This is a genomic window from Pseudomonas chlororaphis subsp. aurantiaca (assembly GCF_013466605.1).
In the GTDB taxonomy this organism is placed as follows: domain Bacteria; phylum Pseudomonadota; class Gammaproteobacteria; order Pseudomonadales; family Pseudomonadaceae; genus Aquipseudomonas; species Aquipseudomonas chlororaphis_I.
In genome coordinates this window covers 2,714,706-2,730,876 of the sequence record NZ_CP059162.1, presented here as the reverse complement: position 1 = coordinate 2,730,876, position 16,171 = coordinate 2,714,706, and the positions used below count along the sequence as shown (strand labels likewise).

13 protein-coding genes are annotated in these 16,171 nt (G+C 64.8%); all 13 read right to left on the bottom strand.

Going from position 1 to position 16,171, the window contains the following annotated elements; translation table 11 throughout:
• Positions 1-360 precede the first annotated feature (360 nt).
• The 13 genes from H0I86_RS12660 to H0I86_RS12600 all read right to left on the bottom strand — a co-directional run bounded on the left by H0I86_RS12660 (position 361) and on the right by H0I86_RS12600 (position 16,033).
• Positions 361-1,383 carry an ABC transporter permease gene (locus tag H0I86_RS12660; protein ID WP_023968959.1) on the bottom strand — a complete coding sequence of 341 codons (1,023 nt, stop codon included), beginning with the start codon at positions 1,381-1,383 and terminating at the stop codon, positions 361-363.
• Between the two features lie 70 nt (positions 1,384-1,453).
• On the bottom strand, positions 1,454-3,019 hold the full coding sequence (locus tag H0I86_RS12655) for a sugar ABC transporter ATP-binding protein (protein ID WP_180925270.1): 1,566 nt from the start codon (positions 3,017-3,019) through the stop codon (positions 1,454-1,456).
• A gap of 100 nt (positions 3,020-3,119) precedes the next feature.
• A complete protein-coding gene (locus tag H0I86_RS12650) occupies positions 3,120-4,046 on the bottom strand; it encodes a sugar ABC transporter substrate-binding protein (protein WP_009048473.1) in 927 nt (308 codons plus the stop codon).
• A 54-nt stretch (positions 4,047-4,100) separates the two neighbouring features.
• Positions 4,101-4,286, bottom strand: a complete 186-nt coding sequence (locus H0I86_RS12645) for a hypothetical protein (protein WP_180925269.1) — start codon at positions 4,284-4,286, stop codon at positions 4,101-4,103.
• A 130-nt stretch (positions 4,287-4,416) separates the two neighbouring features.
• Complete coding sequence (locus tag H0I86_RS12640; RefSeq protein ID WP_180925268.1) at positions 4,417-5,475, bottom strand: Gfo/Idh/MocA family protein; 1,059 nt, start codon at positions 5,473-5,475, stop codon at positions 4,417-4,419.
• Positions 5,476-5,663: 188 nt separating this feature from the next.
• Positions 5,664-6,524, bottom strand: a complete 861-nt coding sequence (locus H0I86_RS12635) for a sugar phosphate isomerase/epimerase family protein (RefSeq protein ID WP_180925267.1) — start codon at positions 6,522-6,524, stop codon at positions 5,664-5,666.
• Between the two features lie 151 nt (positions 6,525-6,675).
• Positions 6,676-7,686 carry a bifunctional inositol 2-dehydrogenase/D-chiro-inositol 1-dehydrogenase gene (gene iolG, locus H0I86_RS12630; RefSeq protein ID WP_180925266.1) on the bottom strand — a complete coding sequence of 337 codons (1,011 nt, stop codon included), beginning with the start codon at positions 7,684-7,686 and terminating at the stop codon, positions 6,676-6,678.
• 34 nt (positions 7,687-7,720) lie between these two features.
• Positions 7,721-9,655 (bottom strand): 3D-(3,5/4)-trihydroxycyclohexane-1,2-dione acylhydrolase (decyclizing), encoded by a 1,935-nt coding sequence (iolD, locus tag H0I86_RS12625; RefSeq protein ID WP_180925265.1) that lies wholly within the window; start codon positions 9,653-9,655, stop codon positions 7,721-7,723.
• Between the two features lie 138 nt (positions 9,656-9,793).
• Positions 9,794-10,615 (bottom strand): TIM barrel protein, encoded by an 822-nt coding sequence (locus H0I86_RS12620; RefSeq protein WP_180925264.1) that lies wholly within the window; start codon positions 10,613-10,615, stop codon positions 9,794-9,796.
• A 35-nt stretch (positions 10,616-10,650) separates the two neighbouring features.
• Entirely contained in the window at positions 10,651-12,150 is a 1,500-nt protein-coding gene (locus H0I86_RS12615; RefSeq protein ID WP_180925263.1) for a CoA-acylating methylmalonate-semialdehyde dehydrogenase, read from the bottom strand.
• Between the two features lie 44 nt (positions 12,151-12,194).
• Entirely contained in the window at positions 12,195-13,019 is an 825-nt protein-coding gene (iolB, locus tag H0I86_RS12610) for a 5-deoxy-glucuronate isomerase (RefSeq protein ID WP_180925262.1), read from the bottom strand.
• Positions 13,016-13,924, bottom strand: a complete 909-nt coding sequence (gene iolE, locus H0I86_RS12605) for a myo-inosose-2 dehydratase (RefSeq protein ID WP_180925261.1) — start codon at positions 13,922-13,924, stop codon at positions 13,016-13,018. Before iolE ends, iolB begins: the two co-directional genes overlap by 4 nt.
• A 171-nt stretch (positions 13,925-14,095) precedes the next feature.
• On the bottom strand, positions 14,096-16,033 hold the full coding sequence (locus tag H0I86_RS12600) for a bifunctional 5-dehydro-2-deoxygluconokinase/5-dehydro-2-deoxyphosphogluconate aldolase (RefSeq protein ID WP_180925260.1): 1,938 nt from the start codon (positions 16,031-16,033) through the stop codon (positions 14,096-14,098).
• Positions 16,034-16,171 lie beyond the last annotated feature (138 nt).

Sequence of the window (16,171 nt, the reverse complement as noted above, 5' to 3'; positions counted from 1 at the left end):
AGGCGCCGTACATTCCAAGCGCCACCCGGCACTCAATTTACGAGGGGCGGCAGTCTAAGGCCCGTTTGAGGCCTCAGCAACTGAAATGACATCGAATTTGTCCGACAAGCCCTGAAAGCCCGCCAGGGCTGGCTTTGGCGGCGGTTATCGGAGTGCGTTTATAACAAGAAATTCCATCGACCGGGGTCTTTTAGAAGACAAACGGCAGCGGCAGGCCCGAAAAAGGCCTGACGCTGCCGTGGAGTATGGCGCGCCTGACGCTTCTGTAGGAGCGAAGCTTGCTCGCGATAGCGGTGTATCAGTCAGTACGCCATCGCGGGCAAGTCGGATCGCCGCCCGCTCGCTCCTACAGAAGAAAAATCAGCGCTTGAGCTTGCGCTTGTTGCGGTACTGGTCGATGACCACCGCCACCACGATGATCAGGCCCTTGATGATGTCCTGGATGTAGGCATCGACACCGACGAAGGTGAAACCGCTGGCCATCACCCCGAGGATCAGCGCGCCGATCACGGTGCCGGTGATGCGCCCCACGCCGCCGGCCAGGCTGGTGCCGCCGATCACCGCCGCGGCGATCGCGTCCAGCTCATAGGACATGCCCATGCCCGCCTGCCCGGTCGCCGCCCGCGCCGAGGCCACCACCCCGGCCAGCCCCGCCAGCAGCCCGGCGATGCTGTAGACGATCACCAGGTGGCGCTTGACGTTGATCCCCGAGGTCCGCGCCGCCTGCATGTTGCCGCCGATGGCGTAGGTGTACTTGCCGTACTTGGTGTAGCGCAGGGCGATATGGAAGATCACCGCCACCACCAGGAAGATGATCACCGGCATCGCACCGTGGCCGATGGCCGTGTAGGAATCCGAGAGCATGCTGATCGGCTGGCCTTCGGTGTAGTAACGCGCCAGGCCGCGCGCCGAGACCATCATGCCGAGGGTGGCGATAAAGGGCGGGATGCCGGTCATCGCGATGATACTTCCGTTGATCGCCCCCGCCAGCAGCCCTACCCCCAGCCCGGCTACCACCGGTATCCACACCGGCAGGTCGGTCAGCGACGGGAACACCGCGCGGGTGAAATCCGAGGTCTGCGCCAGGCTGGCGGCGATCATCGCCGACAGCGCCAGCACCGAGCCGGACGACAGGTCGATGCCGGTGGTGATGATCACCTGGGTCACGCCGATGGCCAGCAGGCCGATGATCGACACCTGCAGAATCATCAGCACCAGGCGCTGGGAGTTCATCAGGAAGCTCTGGTCGCGCACTATCCAGCCGAACAGTTCGAACACCAGGCCGATGCCGATCAGCACCAGGAAGATGCTCAGTTCGGTGGGCAGGCGCCGGCGCGTTCTGGCTGGCGCCGCCGCGGGTTTGTTTTCCAGTATCGCGTTCATAAGCCTTCACCTTCTTCTTGTATGGCCGGCGGCGAACACAGCTCGCCGATGGCCTTGATACGTTTGCCGGCTAGTGGACCAGGGACATCCCGGAAGCCAGTTGCATGACCTTCTCCTGGGTCGCTTCGCCGTGGTCGAGGGTGCCCATCAGCTCGCCCTCGTGCATGACCATCACCCGGTCGCTCATGCCCAGCACTTCCGGCAGCTCCGAAGAGATCATGATCACCGCCATGCCTTCGCCGGCGAGGTAGGCGATCAGCCGGTAGATCTCGGCCTTGGCGCCGACGTCGATGCCACGGGTCGGTTCGTCGAGGATCAGCAGCCGCGGGTTGGTCATCAGCCAGCGGGCGAGCAAGGCCTTCTGCTGGTTGCCGCCGGACAGGGTGTCGATGCACTGCTCCAGGGACGGGGTCTTGACCCGCAGCTTCTTGCACATGTCCTCGCACAGGGCGCGCAGGGCCTTCTGCTGGATGAAGCCGTTGCCGGCATAGTGCGGCAGCACCGCCATCTCCATGTTTTCCAGGACCGACAGGCAGGGAAACAGGCCGCTGAGCTTGCGGTCCTCGGTCAGCAGGGCAAAGCCCTTCTCGATGGCCATGTGCGGGTCGCTGATGCGCACCGGCTGGCCGTCGAGGCGGATCTCGCCGCCGTCGCTGGGGGTGATGCCGAAAATCGTCTCGGCCACGTTGGTGCGGCCCGAACCCATCAGCCCGGCGATGCCGAGAATCTCCCCGGCGTGCAGGTCGAAGGACACGCCCTCGAACACCCCGTCCAGGCGCAGGTCGCGCACCGACATCAGCAGATTGCCTATGGGCTTCTCGCGCACCGGGAACAGCTGGCTGAGTTCGCGGCCGACCATCATCGAGATCAGGCTGTCGCCGTCCATGCTGTCGGCCCGTTGCAGACCGATGTAGGCGCCGTCGCGGAACACCGCCACTTCATCGGCGATGGCGAACACTTCGTTCATCTTGTGAGTGATATAGATGATGCCCTTACCCTGGGCCTTGAGGTCGGCGATGATCGAGAACAGGTGCGCCACCTCTTTCTCGGTAATGGCCGAAGTCGGTTCGTCCATGATCAGGATGTCGGAGTCGTAGGACACCGCCTTGGCGATCTCCACCATCTGCCGCTCGGCGATGCTCAGGTTGCCCACCTGTTCCTCGGGGTCGAGGTTGATGCGCAGGCGTTCCAGCAACAGCGCGGTGCAGCGGTGCATCTCGCGGTGATCGATCATGTGCAGGCCGTTGAGCTGCTCGCGGCCGATCCAGATGTTCTCGGCGATGCTCATGTGCGGCATCAGGTTGAGTTCCTGGTGGATCATCGCGATCCCCGCCTGCAAGGCCGCCAGCGGCGTCTCGAAATTCACCCGCTGGCCCTTGAGCCGCAGCTCGCCGGCGTCCGGCTGGTAGATCCCGGCGATGATTTTCATCAGGGTCGACTTGCCCGCGCCGTTCTCCCCCATCAGCGCCAGCACCGTGCCGGGACGCACCCGCAGTTGCACATCGGACAGGGCGACAACACCGGGAAAGCCCTTGCTGACGTTGATGACTTCCAGCAGATAGGGCTCTTGCCCGGACTGGGCGGCGGGCGGCACGGCCGCCGCCGGGATGCTCGAAGCAGTCGCTGAAGCGAACATGATCAGGTACTCCATCCGCGGGGCAACTGGGCCACCCCGCCGGCTTATTGTTGTTGTGGAACGGGCGAGCTTTCTTGAACCAGGCTTTTTTGAACCGGGCCTATTTGAACTGGGCGACGTTTTCCGGGGTGATCAGGCGATAAGGCACCCACACCGCCTGTTCCACCGGCTCGTGCCTGGCCATCTTCACCGCGGTGTCGATCGAGCCGTCGGCCTGGCCCTTGGCATCCTGGAACACCGAGACCGCCAGGTCGCCCTTCTGCACCGCGCGCAGGCCGTCGGGCGTACCGTCGACACCGGCGATCAATACGCTGCCCTTCTCCACCCCGGCCTGTTTCAGCGCCATGGCGGCGCCGATGGCCATCTCATCATTGTTGGCCACCACCGCGTCGAACTTGCGGCCCTGGGTCAGCCAGTCGTTGACCAGGGTCATGGCCTTGTCCCGCAGCCAGATCCCGGTCTGCTCCTGCTCGACCTTGATCCCCGGGTACTTGGCCAGCACTTCCTTGACGCCCTTGGTGCGGTTGGTGGTGGAGTTGTTCGCCAGGTCGCCCAGCAGGATCACCACCTCGCCCTTGCCGCCCATCTTGTCGGCCAGGTACTGCATCTGCATCTGCCCGGCCTCCAGGTCGTTGGAGGCCACGGTGACCACGCCCTTGGGCAGGTTCAAGTCGTCCGGACGACGGTTGACGTAGACCAGCGGAATCCCGGCCTTGACCGCCGCCTCGGTGATCTTGCGGGTCGCCGCGGTGTCCACCGGGTTGACCACGATGGCGTCGACCTTCTGGCTGATAAAGCTTTCCACCTGGCTCAGTTGCTTGACCACGTCGGCCCGGGCGTCCTCGAACTGCAGCGTGACGCCATCCGGCAGGGACTTGGCTTTCTGGTCCATGGATTCGCGCAGGTAGGTCAGCCAGGTGTCGTCGAACTGCGACATGCTCACGCCGATCTTCAGGTCGGCGAACGCCGAGCCGCTGCCCAGCAACAGGGACAGGGCGAGCGTGGCAAAACGGGTCTTGGTCTTCATGAAAGGTCTTTCTCCACATTCTTGTAGGTTTTATGGATAAGGCGCAGAAACCACTCAGTGAGGCAGACGCACGATCGGCGCGCCGGGCATGCAGCACACCAGCGCGCCCTTGCGTTCGACGCAAAGCAGGCGGACCAGGGACTGGACGATGGCGGCAGGCCGGGATATTTGGCGAGACAGCGGACGGCGGCGCAAGAATGCGCGACGAAGCAGGTGCAAAGCGGAACTGAAGGTTTTCATCGACGGTACCTGTTGTTTTTGTTGGCGGGTTCCACTCGGCTCAAGGCGGGCTTGAGATCGGTGCGAGAACCCTGCTAGTCGGCAACCTGGAAACGACTTTATTGGAAAATAATTTCTATATCAACTCATTTTAGAATTTTATTCCAAATTCATTCTGCAACCGGAAATCGGCCATTTCCACCACCTGGCGCTGGCGCCAGCTCAGGCGCGCGGCGTCCAGCACGCGGGTGGTGGCCAGGGCCTCGGCCGGCGTCACCGGCAGCGGCCCCTGCCCTTGCAGCGCCGCCTGCCAGCGTTTATAGAACTGCAACCAGTCGCCTCGCTCGGAGGCTATCCGCTCACGAATCTCGCCCTGCTCGAACCAGCCCCAGCGCCGGTGTTCCTCGACGCCCCAGCGCTCGCCCTCGGTTTGTGGCGACAGGCCGGCGACCAGCGCCTGCTCCTGGCCATCCAGGCCCTCGACCGTATAACTGCCGGCCGAACCGCTGACCCGGAACCGCGGTCCCTGGCAGTTCTGCAGACAACTACCGGACAAATGTGAAACCACGCCGCCCGCATGGCTCAGGGCGAGGAAAAATCCGTAGTCGCAGGTCGGCGCCTGGGCGGCGTACTGCAACTCGGCATAGACCCGGGTCACCGGGCCGAACAGCTGCAAGGCCTGGTCCACCAGATGGCTGCCAAGGTCGCGCAGGAACCCGCCGCCACTGGCATTGCCCACGGCCTGCGGCACATAGCGCTCGACCCGCGACTCGAAGCGGCTGACGCTGCCCAGGGTGCCGCTGTCGATCAGCTTGCGCAGGGTGAGGAAGTCCGAGTCCCAGCGCCGGTTCATGTACACGCTCAGCGGCACTTGGCGGTTCTCGGCGATCTCGATCAGCGCCTTGGCCTGTTCGAGGTCGATGGCGAAAGGTTTGTCGCTGACCACCGGGATACCGCGCTCGATGGTTTCCAGCACCAGCGCCGCGCGGCCCTCCAGCGGGGTGGAAATCACCAGCCCGTCGACCCCGGCCGCGACCAGTTGCTCGATGCTGTCGAAGGCCCCCACCCCGGGATGCTCCGCCGCCAGCAGTTGCCGGCGCTCGGCCGAGCGGGTGACCACCCCGACAAAGGTCGCGCCGGGCAGGCTGGCGATCAGCGGTGCGTGAAAATGTCGGCCGCCATGGCCGTAACCCACCAAACCAATGCGCATCGCAAAGCCCTCCTTATATAGAACCCGTTGTACTGCTGTAGCCGCTGTAGCCGCTGGCGCAGCCTGCGATCGACCACGCAGTGGTCGCAATCACGGCACCTGCGGTCTTTCAGTTCGATCCGCGCCGCCAGGTTTTACGAGGACGCTGTCCTCGATCGCAGGCTGCGCCAGCGGCTACAGGTCTTGTGTCAGCGGCACAGCTCGCTGCTGACCCGTTCCAGCATCATCCGGTTGGATTCGTCCGGGCGGTCTTCCCAGGCGAACACCGAGACCGTGGCGATGCCATCGAACTGGATCTCGCGCAAGGTATCGAAGAACGCCGTCCAGTCCACTTCGCCCTGGCCGATGTCCAGGTGCTGGTGCACGGTGGCGGTGACGCCCGGTGGGTTGACGATATAGCGCAGGCTCGAAGACGCCTTGTGGTTGTAGGTGTCGGCGATGATCAGGTGGCTGAGTTTGCTGCCCGCGTACTTGAGCATCGAAACGATGTCGCCCTTGCCGTCGTCGTAAAAGAAGGTATGCGGCGCCGCGTACAGGTAGTTGATCCAGTCCCGGTCCAAGCCGCGGATGATGTCCACCGACTCGTTGTTGCGTTCGCAGAAATCATAGGGGTGGGCCTGGATATCGAGCCTGATGCCCTCGCGCTCGAACTCCGGGATCAACTCGTCCATGGAGCGCATGAACTGGTTCTCGCACACCAGCGGGTTGTCCGACTGGCCGGTGAATTCGGTGTTGACCAGCTCGCAGTCCATTTCCACGGCGATCTGGATCGCCCGCTTCCAGTTGCGCACCGCCGCCACGCGCAAGCCTTCGTCGGCGGCGGCCCAGTGGTACATCGGCAACAGCGAAGAGAGCTGCACGCCGCTGTCGCTCAGGGCCTTGCGAAACGCCTTGATCCGCGCCCGGTCGACCCGGGGCGCCTTGTAGAACGGCATGAAGTCCTCGCGGGGCGACAGCTCGATGTATTGATACCCCAGCTCGGCGGCCTTGTCGGTCATCTTGCCCAGCGGCAGGTGGCGATACATGTAGGGGTCCAGTGCAATGCGCATTTTAGTGTTCTCCCCGAATCTGAAGTGTTGGCCTGTAGCTGCTGCCGCAGGCTGCGATCGCGACCGAAGGGCGCGTAGGGCCTCAAGATCGCTGAAGGCCTGCGGCCTTATCGCAGCCTTCGGCAGCGGCTACAGAAGATGCAGAAGAAGGTCAGCCATAGAACGCCGGGCGCGGCGGCTGCGCGACCTTGACGATCTGCCCGCTGTTCTGCGCCTCGATGCAGGCATCGGCGGCCACCGCCGCGGCATAGCCGTCCCAGGCCGAAGGACCGCCCACCTGCCCCGCTCGCACACCGTCGATAAAGGCCTGCAGCTCGACGTCATAGGCGGCGATAAAGCGGTCCTTCCAGTCCATCAGGATCGCGTTGGACAGCTTGGCCTCGCTGCGCAGCTGCACCTGGGACGGCTCCGGCAACCGGGCGATGCCGGTCTCGCCCACCACTTCGCACTGGATGTCATAGCCGTACTGGCAGTTGACGAAGACCTCGACGTCGATGCGCGTGCCCTTGGCGGTTTCCAGCAGCACCACCTGCGGGTCTTTCAGATGGGCCAGGGCCTTGCTCGACTTGCGCGGGAACACCACCTGCACCGACACGTAGTCGTCGGCCAGCAGCCAGCGCAGCACGTCCAGCTCATGGATCAGGGTGTCGGTGATCGCCATGTCGGTCTTGTAGTTCTCGCCGACCCGCGGGTTGCGGTGGGCGCAATGCAGCATCAGCGGCTCGCCGATCTGGCCGCTGTCGATCACCGCCTTCAGCGCGCGGTAGCCGGCATCGTAGGGGCGCATGAAGCCCACCTGGACCAGGCGCTTGCCGTGGGCCATCTCGGCCTCGACTATCTTGTGGCAGCCGGCGGCGGTCACCGCCAGCGGCTTCTCGCAGAACACCGGCTTGCCGGCGGCGATGGCGGCCAGCACGAATTCCTCATGGCTCGGCCCCCAGGAGGTGACCAGCACCGCCTCGACCTCCGGCGCCTTGATCAGCGCATGGCCATCGGGATACACCTCGGCGGCAATCCTCAGTTCGGCCACCACCTTCGCCGCCTGCTCCAGGTTGATATCGGTGACCGCCACCACCTGGCTGCCCAGCAGGGTCTGGCTGCAACGACGGATATGGTCCTGGCCGATGGCCCCGGTACCGATGACGCCCAGTTTCAAAGACATGGTGCTACTCCTGTTGTTGTTCGTTTGAGAGCAATCAGTACTGCCGGGCCTTGGCCAGGCGTTCGTTGAGTTGTCTGGCCACTGCGTCGGTACGGGCGCTGGTGGACACCTGCGCCACCCCGACCCGCCACCAGGACAGGTACTTGTGGATCATGGTCTTGGGCAGGACCTTGATATCGATCAGGGTCGACACGCTCTGGGTCCGCGCATCGGCCAGGGCCGCCCGCAGCTCTTCCACGGTCCTCACCTTGTAGGTCTTGCAGCCATAGGCCGCCGCGCTCATGGCGAAATCCACCGGCACGAAGGCGCCGTCGAGCTTGCCGGTTTCGGGGTTGCGGAAGCGGAACTCGGTGCCGAAGCTGTCCATGCCGTGTTCCATCTGCAGGTTGTTGATGCAGCCAAAGGTCATGTTGTCCAGCAGCACCACGTTGATCTTGCGCCGCTCCTGGATCGAGGTGGCCAGCTCTGAATGCAGCATCAGGTAGGAGCCGTCGCCCACCAGCGCGTAGACCTCGCGCTGCGGTTCGGCGAGCTTGACCCCCAGGGCCGCGTTGACCTCGTAGCCCATGCAGGAATAGCCGTACTCGACGTGGTAGGTGTTGACCCCCTTGCTGCGCCAGCTGCGTTGCAGGTCGCCGGGCAGGCTGCCGGCGGCGGCGACGATCACCGCGTCGTCGGCCAGGGTCTGGTTGAGCACCCCCAGCACCCGACTCTGGGTCAGGCAGGAACCGGTCAGCTCAATGAACTCGCGCAGCACCGCCGGGTCCAGGTGGTCGTTAATCTCCGGGACAAAACCCTCGGCGTGGTATTCGACCTGGTAGACCCGGTCCACCTCCGCGTCCAGCTGCGCCCGCGCCTGGCTGATCTGGTCGCCCCAGGCGGCCTGGTAGTCGCTGCGCGCCAGGGCCTCGGCCAACCCATCCAGGCCTTCCCGGGCATCCGCCAGCAGTTGCACGCCGTCGAGTTTCAGGGCATCGCAGGGGCTGATATTCAGGTTGAGAAACTGCGCATCGGCGCGGAACAGCGACTTCGAGGCGGTGGTGAAATCGCTGTAGCGGGTGCCGATGCCGATGATCAGGTCCGCCTCTTTCGCCAGCAGGTTGGCCGCCAGGCAACCGGTCTCGCCGATGCCGCCGAGGTTCAGCGGATGGCTGGAAACCACCGCGCTCTTGCCGGCCTGGGTTTCGGTGAAGGGAATGCCGAAACTTTCGGCGAAGGCCAGCAGTGCCTCGTTGGCCCCGGAGTACTTGACCCCGCCGCCGCAGATGATCAGCGGCTTGCGCTTGCCTTTGAGGACCGCCACGGCATCCTCGAGCATGGCCGTGGTGGCCGGCCGGCGCTCGATGCGGTGCACGCGTTTTTGCAGGAAGTAATCCGGGTAATCGTAGGCCTCGGCCTGCACGTCCTGGGGCAAGGCCAGGGTCACCGCGCCGGTTTCCGCCGGGTCGGTGAGCACGCGCATGGCGTGGATCGCCGCAGTCATCAGTTGCTCGGGGCGGTTGATGCGGTCCCAGTATTTGCTCACGGCCTTGAAGGCATCGTTGGTGCTGATGCTCAGGTCGTGGAACTGCTCGATCTGTTGCAGCACCGGGTCGGGCTGGCGGCTGGCGTAGACATCGCCGGGCAGCAGCAACAAGGGAATGCGGTTGGCGGTGGCGGTCGCCGCGGCCGTCAGCATGTTCGCCGCGCCCGGCCCCACCGACGAAGTGCAGGCGTAGATCTTGCGCCGCAGGTGCTGCTTGGCGAAGCCGGTGGCGGCGTGGGCCATGCCCTGCTCGTTGCGACCCTGATGCACCAGCAGTTCGCCGCTGTCCTGCTCCAGGGCCTGGCCGAGGCCGAGCACGTTGCCGTGGCCGAAGATGGTGAAGATCCCGGCGACGAACTTGCTCTGCACCCCATCGACCTCGACGTACTGGTTGTCGAGGAATTTCACCAGGGCCTGGGCCATGGTCAGTCGTGTCGTAGTCATATCTGCACCTTTGAATAGGGTGAAGGCTGCCACTCTGTAGCCGCTGCCGCAGGCTGCGATAAGGCCGAAGGCCTTCGGCGATCTTGAGGCCTTGCGCGCCCTTCGGTCGCGATCGCAGCCTGCGGCAGCGGCTACAGATCAGGCCAGGGCCTGCTTGAGGTGGTCGATGCTCGCGCCGATCGCTCGCTGGATATCCGCCAGCCCATGCACGCTGTCGGCGAACGGCTCGAACGACAGGTGGCCGCTGTAGCCACGCTCGAGCAGGGTCTCGATCTGCGCCGCGTTGCCGAGGATGTCGCCCTCGCCCACCAGTACCCGGTGGCCGTCGCGGATGCTCGCCAGCGGGGCCTCGCGGTCCTCGACCCCGGAGATATGCACCAGCCCGGTCAGCTCGGGAAAGAACTCCTGTTCGCCGGCCAGATGATGGTGAAAGGTGTCGTGCACCAGGCGGAACACATCCAGCCCGCCGATGGCGCGGATCGCCTCCACCGCCGTGCGCTTGCGCCGCAGGGAGCACTCCTCGAAGCCCAGGGGTTCGATAAAACCGAGAATCCCGTGCTCGCGCAGGATCGGCGCCAGCTCAGTCAAGGCGGTGCGCAAACCGGCGCCGCGCTCGGCTTCATTGCGGCTATCAGCACGATCATTCAGCGGGCACATCACCAGGCCGCGGGCGCCGCAGTCGCGGGCATAGGCGGCGAGTTTCAGGGCCTGGGCGCGACGCTCGTCGTTCCAGACATCGAAGGGGTACAGCGCATTGATCGACAGCACCTGGATGCCGTGGGCCGCGCACAACTGGCGCACCTGTTGCGGCGACGTGCCGTCTTCGATTTCCACGCCCGCAAGGTCATTGCGGATCTCGATGGCATCGGCTTTCAGGGTCACCGCCAGCTCGATGAACGCCGGCAGGCTCAAACGTGGGGCAACCATACGATTCAGGGCGAAACGCAGGGGCTGGCTCATTATTCTTGTTCTCCAGGGCAACGGGTTGAATGGGTCTACTTGGCGGTCGGCATGCTGAACTCAGGGCCCTTGGCAATGCTGTCCGGCCAGCGCTGCATCACGCTCTTGTAGCGGCTGTAGAAGCGCAGGCCTTCCTCGCCGTAGGCGTGGTGGTCGCCGAACAGCGAACGCTTCCAGCCACCGAAGGAGTGCCAGGCCATGGGCACCGGGATCGGCACGTTGATGCCGACCATGCCGACCTTGATGCTGCGGGCAAAGGCCCGGGCCACGCCGCCGTCACTGGTGAAGCAGGACACGCCGTTGCCGAATTCATGGGCGTTGATCAGCGCCACCGCGCTGGCAAAGTCGGGTACCCGGACGATGCCCAGCACCGGGCCGAAGATTTCTTCCTGGTAGATGCTCATCGAGGGGGTCACGTCGTCGAACAGGGTGGCGCCGACAAAAAAGCCCTGCTCCGCGCCCGGCATCTTGAAGCCCCGACCGTCCACCAGCAGTTGCGCGCCCTGGGCCACGCCCTGGTCGATGAAACCTTCGACCTTGGCCTTGTGCTCGGCGGTCACCAGCGGCCCCATGTCGCTGTCGCCCTGCATGCCGTTACCGATCCTCAACCGGTCGATGCGCGGCCGCAGTTTCTCGATCAGCCGGTCACCGACATCGCCCACCGCCACGGCGATGGAGATCGCCATGCAGCGCTCGCCGGCCGAGCCGTAGGCTGCGCCGATCAGCGCGTCGGCGGCCTGCTCGAGGTCGGCATCGGGCATCACGATCATATGGTTCTTCGCCCCGCCCAGGGCCTGCACGCGCTTGCCGCGGGAGGTGGCCTGCCGGTGGATGTACTCGGCGATCGGTGTCGAACCGACAAAGGAAATCGCTTCGATGTCCGGGTGCTGCAACAGCCCGTCCACCGCCGCCTTGTCGCCCTGGACCACGTTGAACACGCCATCGGGCAGCCCGGCTTGCGTCAGCAGGCGGGCCATCAGCAGGCTGGCGGACGGGTCGCGCTCGGACGGCTTGAGGATGAAGCAGTTACCGCTGACCAGGGCCAGCGGGATCATCCACAGCGGCACCATTACCGGGAAATTGAACGGGGTGACCCCGGCGCACACACCCAGGGGCTGGCGCAGGTTCCAGTTGTCGATGCCGCCGCCGATGTTGTCGCTGAAATCGGTTTTCAGCAGGCTCGGCGCGCCACAGGCGAATTCGACGATCTCGATGCCGCGGGTCACTTCGCCGCGGGCGTCGGCCAGCACCTTGCCGTGCTCGCGGGTGATGATCTCTGCCAGTTCGTTATGGTGCTGGTCCAGCAGTTCCTTGAACTTGAACATCACCCGCGAACGGCGCAGCGCCGACTGCTCGGACCAGGCCGGGAAGGCCTTCATGGCCGAAGCAACGGCGTCGTCCAGCGTCTTCTGGCTGGCCAGGGCGACCCGGGCCTGCACGCGGCCGGTGGCCGGGTTGAATACGTTGGCGAAGCGTTCGCCGCTGTCCTGCACCTGACCGTCGATGTAATGGCCGATTACCGGGGCGTCACTCATTGTTCTTGTTCTCCATTCGACTGTTGGAATTCAGATGTTGGAAATCACAGATCCAGCAGCCAGCTGTGCTGTGGATCGTTGTGGAACTGCCAGACCCGCTTGGGCCCGGCCATGACGTTCAGGTAATAGGACTCGTAGCCATAGGGCACGCTGACCGGGTGGTACCCCTTGGGCACCACCACCAGGTCGCCGTGCTCCACGGCCATGGCCTCGTCGAGGCTGCGGTCGTCGGTGTAGACCCGCTGGAACACGAAGCCCTGGGGCGGGTTGACCTGGTGGTAATAGGTCTCTTCGAGAAAGCTCTGGTGCGGCAGGTCGTCGGTGTCGTGCTTGTGCGGCGGGTAGCTGGAGGAATGCCCGGACGGCGTGCGCACCTCCACCACCAGCAGCGAATGGGCCGGCTCGCTGTCTGGCAGGATGTCGCAGACATAGCGGGTGTTGGCGCCCTTGCCGCGCACACTGCGCTTCATGCTCGCAGGAAGGATCAGCCTTGGGCCGAGGCCGTTTGCGGCGGAGCTTTTTACAGTGCAGCCGGGCGCGGCGCAGACGGCGATCTGCACATCGCTCAGGGCGGTGACCCGGGCCTGGCTGCCGGGCGGCAGGTAGACGGCGAAGGGCGACTTGTCCTCGAACACCGATTGCCGGTCGCCGAGGTTGTCCCAGCCGAAAGCGCCCTGCCCCGGCGCCTCACCCTGAATGCCGATGCGTCCACTGAGCAGCACCAGGCACAGCTCTTTATCACCGGCACTGAGAGGCAGGCTTTCACCGAGGCTCAGGCGGTAGGCGGCAAAACCGACGTACTTCAATCGGCCCTCAGTCAACTGCACCATGGTCCGACCCTTGGCCGCGCTTTTCACCAGCAGGCTCATTGTCCGGTCCTCTTGTTGAGCAGGGCGTCATCGAGCAGCGCGCGCAGGGTGTCGTAGCCCTTCTTGGCGTAGACGTAACTCGGCGCCACCGCCGGGTCCTGCTCGGCCTCCACCACCAGCCAGCCCTGGTAATCGGCGGCCAGCAACTCGTCCAGCAGCGCGGCGAAATCGATGTCGCCATCCCCCGGCACGGTGAAGGTGCCGTTGATGATGCAGTCGGGGAAACTCCACAGGTTATTGCGCGCCAGCTGCACCACCGGCTTGCGCACGTCCTTGAAGTGCACATGGCAGATGCGCCCGATGTGCTTGCGCAGCACGTCCAGCGGCTCGCCGCCGCCCATGTAGCAGTGACCCGAGTCGAACAGCAGGCCGACTTCGCTGCCGGTCAGGCTCATCAACTTGTCGATGTCCGCCGGCGATTCGACGTAGGCGCCCATATGGTGGTGGTACGCCAGGCGCACGCCCTGGGACAGGGTGAACCGCGCCAGCTCGGTGAGCTTGTCGGCGTATTCCTGCCAGGCCTGCTCGCTGTGAAAACGCGGACGCTCCACCAGGGCAATGCGCTGGCCCTGGATCGAGTCGGCGACCTCGCCGTAGACCAGCACCCTGGCGCCGTTTTGCGCCAGCAGTTGGGCATGGCTGGCGATGGCGTCGATCTCCTCGGCCACCGAGCGCCGGGCCAGGCGGCTGGAATACCAGCCCGAGACCAGCGCCAGGTCGTACGGGCGCAGCACATCGCCGACGCCCTTGGCATCCTTGGGGAACTTGCCGTTGAGCTCGAAACCTTCGTAGCCGATCTCTTTGCCCTCGCTCAGCGCCGTGCTCAAAGGCGTTTCGCCGCCGAGGGACGGCAGGTCGTCGTTGCTCCAGGAAATCGGGTTGATGCCAATTCGGATTGCGGGCATGGCTGCACCTTTTATTGTTTTCTAAAGCGTTCTGAAAAATTCCCGGCCTCGTGCCTGCTGCTGTAGCCGCTGCCGAGCTTTAGCGAGCGCTTCGCGCTCGATCGCAGCCTCGCTACGCTCGGCAGCGGCTACAGGTGTTGCGTCAAGGCTCTTGCGGTCAGGCTCTAATGTTCAGGCGCGGGCGGCGCGCCAGGCGTCGATCAGCTCGACGAAGGTCGCCTGCACCCGGCGGATCAGGGTTTCGTCGTCGATCTCGTTCGCCAGCCAGGCTCGGCTCGGCTCATGGAAAATCGTGCGGCCCACGGCGAACCCGCGGCAGGTGCGGCTGTTGCCGGCCTGGCGGAACCCCTCGGCCAAGGCCGCCGCCGGGGCGTTGAGGCCCAGCAGCACCACGCCACGGCAATAGGGGTCGCGCGCCTCGATCAACTCATCGAGCCGGGTCCAGTCTTCGGCGCTTTGCGCCTCGATCTTCCACCAGGCCGGAAAGATGCCCAGGTTGTACAGGCGCTTGAGGGCGCGGTAGAGCACGTCCGGGTGAGTCGAGGGGTGGTCCTTGGGCGGAATGATTTCCAGCAGCAGCTCATGGCCGCTGACCTGGGACGCCTGGTACAGCCCCTTGATCTGCGCTTCCTGCTCCAGGCGCAGCAGCGGCTCGTCGTCCGGGTGGTATTGCACCAGGCACTTGATGATCTGCTCCTGGGGCCAGGCAATCAGGTTGCTGCCGATCGAACGCCCGTGTTCGAAGGCCAGCGGCCGCGAGCCCTGGACTTCCACTGGCCGCGCCACCCACCAGCCACGGCCGGTGGCGGCGTTCAGCGAGCCCTGGCCGAAACGCTGGTCGGCCAGCAGGCCGACATCGGCCTCGACGCCCTGCTCACGCAAGTCGGCCTCGACCCGCTCCACGGCCTGGATAAACAGCTGCTTGAGCCGGCCGATGGCCTTGAGTTCGCGCCCGCCCTTCTGCGCCAGTTCCACCAACTGCCCGCGATGGTCGAAGGCAAAGATGAACAGCTGCTTCCAGGCCTTGCGCGGCACGCTGACCTGATGCAGGCGCTGCAGGGTGCTGTCCTGGTCCGGCCGGGTGATGGGCACCGGGCTGCTGAACAGGTAATCCAGCTCGGCGCGGGTCGGCATCGCCGGGGCGCAGGCATGGCGCGACACGACTAAACCGCCGCAGGCGTTGGCCAACTGGCAGCAGCGCTCGTCGCTGGCGTCCTCCAGCCAGCCGCTGAGGAAGCCGGACATAAAGGCATCGCCCGCCCCCAGCACGTTGAGCACTTCGACCCGCACCCCGGGGTAGATGGCGCCGTCTTCCAGGCGCGCCGGGATCGCCCCATGGATCACCGTGCAGCCCTGGGGACCGAGCTTGACCACCAGGGTCGCGGCGGTCAGCGAACGCACGGTGCGCAAGGCGCTGAGCAATTCGTCGCTGCCGCCGGCGATAAGGAATTCTTCTTCGGTGCCGACAATCAGGTCGAAGCGCGGCAGGATCTTCTGCACATGGGCGCTGACGTTCTGGTCGGCGACAAACCGGGTCTCGCCGTCGGCCTTGCCCGCCAGGCCCCAGAGCACCGGGCGGTAGTCGATGTCGAGCACGCGCTTGACGTTGTGCTGTTCGGCGTACGCCAGGGCCTGGAGGCTGGCCTGGTACACGCCGTCGGCGGAGAAATGGGTGCCGGTGATCAGCAAGGCTTTGCTGGAGGCGATAAAGGCTTCGTTGATGTCTTCGGCGCGCAGGGCCATGTCGGCGCAGTTCTCGCGGTAGAACACCAGGGGGAAGGTCTCGCGGTCCTTGAGTCCGAGCAGGACCAGGGCGGTCAGGCGCTGCGGATCGACCTTGATTGCACTGACATCACAGCCTTCGCGGGCCAGGGACTCCACCAGAAAACGCCCCATGTGATCGTCGCCGACCCGGCTCAGCATCGCCGAGCGCAAGCCCAGGCGCGCGGTGCCGAAGGCGATGTTGGCGGACGAGCCGCCGAGGTATTTGGCGAAGCTTGTGACATCTTCCAGCCGGGCCCCGACCTGCTGCGCATAGAGGTCGACGCCCAGGCGTCCGAGGCAAATCAGATCCAATTGACGCCCATTGGCAAAACGAGTCTGGCCCATGCTGGCTCCTGTTATTTTTATCAGCCTGCGCGTGGCACCGAGGAAGGCGCCGAACGCTCTTGGTGGATGCAGACTAGAACGTTCACCGGCGCCAATCAATATTTTTTCTATAAAATTTTTACGTGGAATATTTTTTCC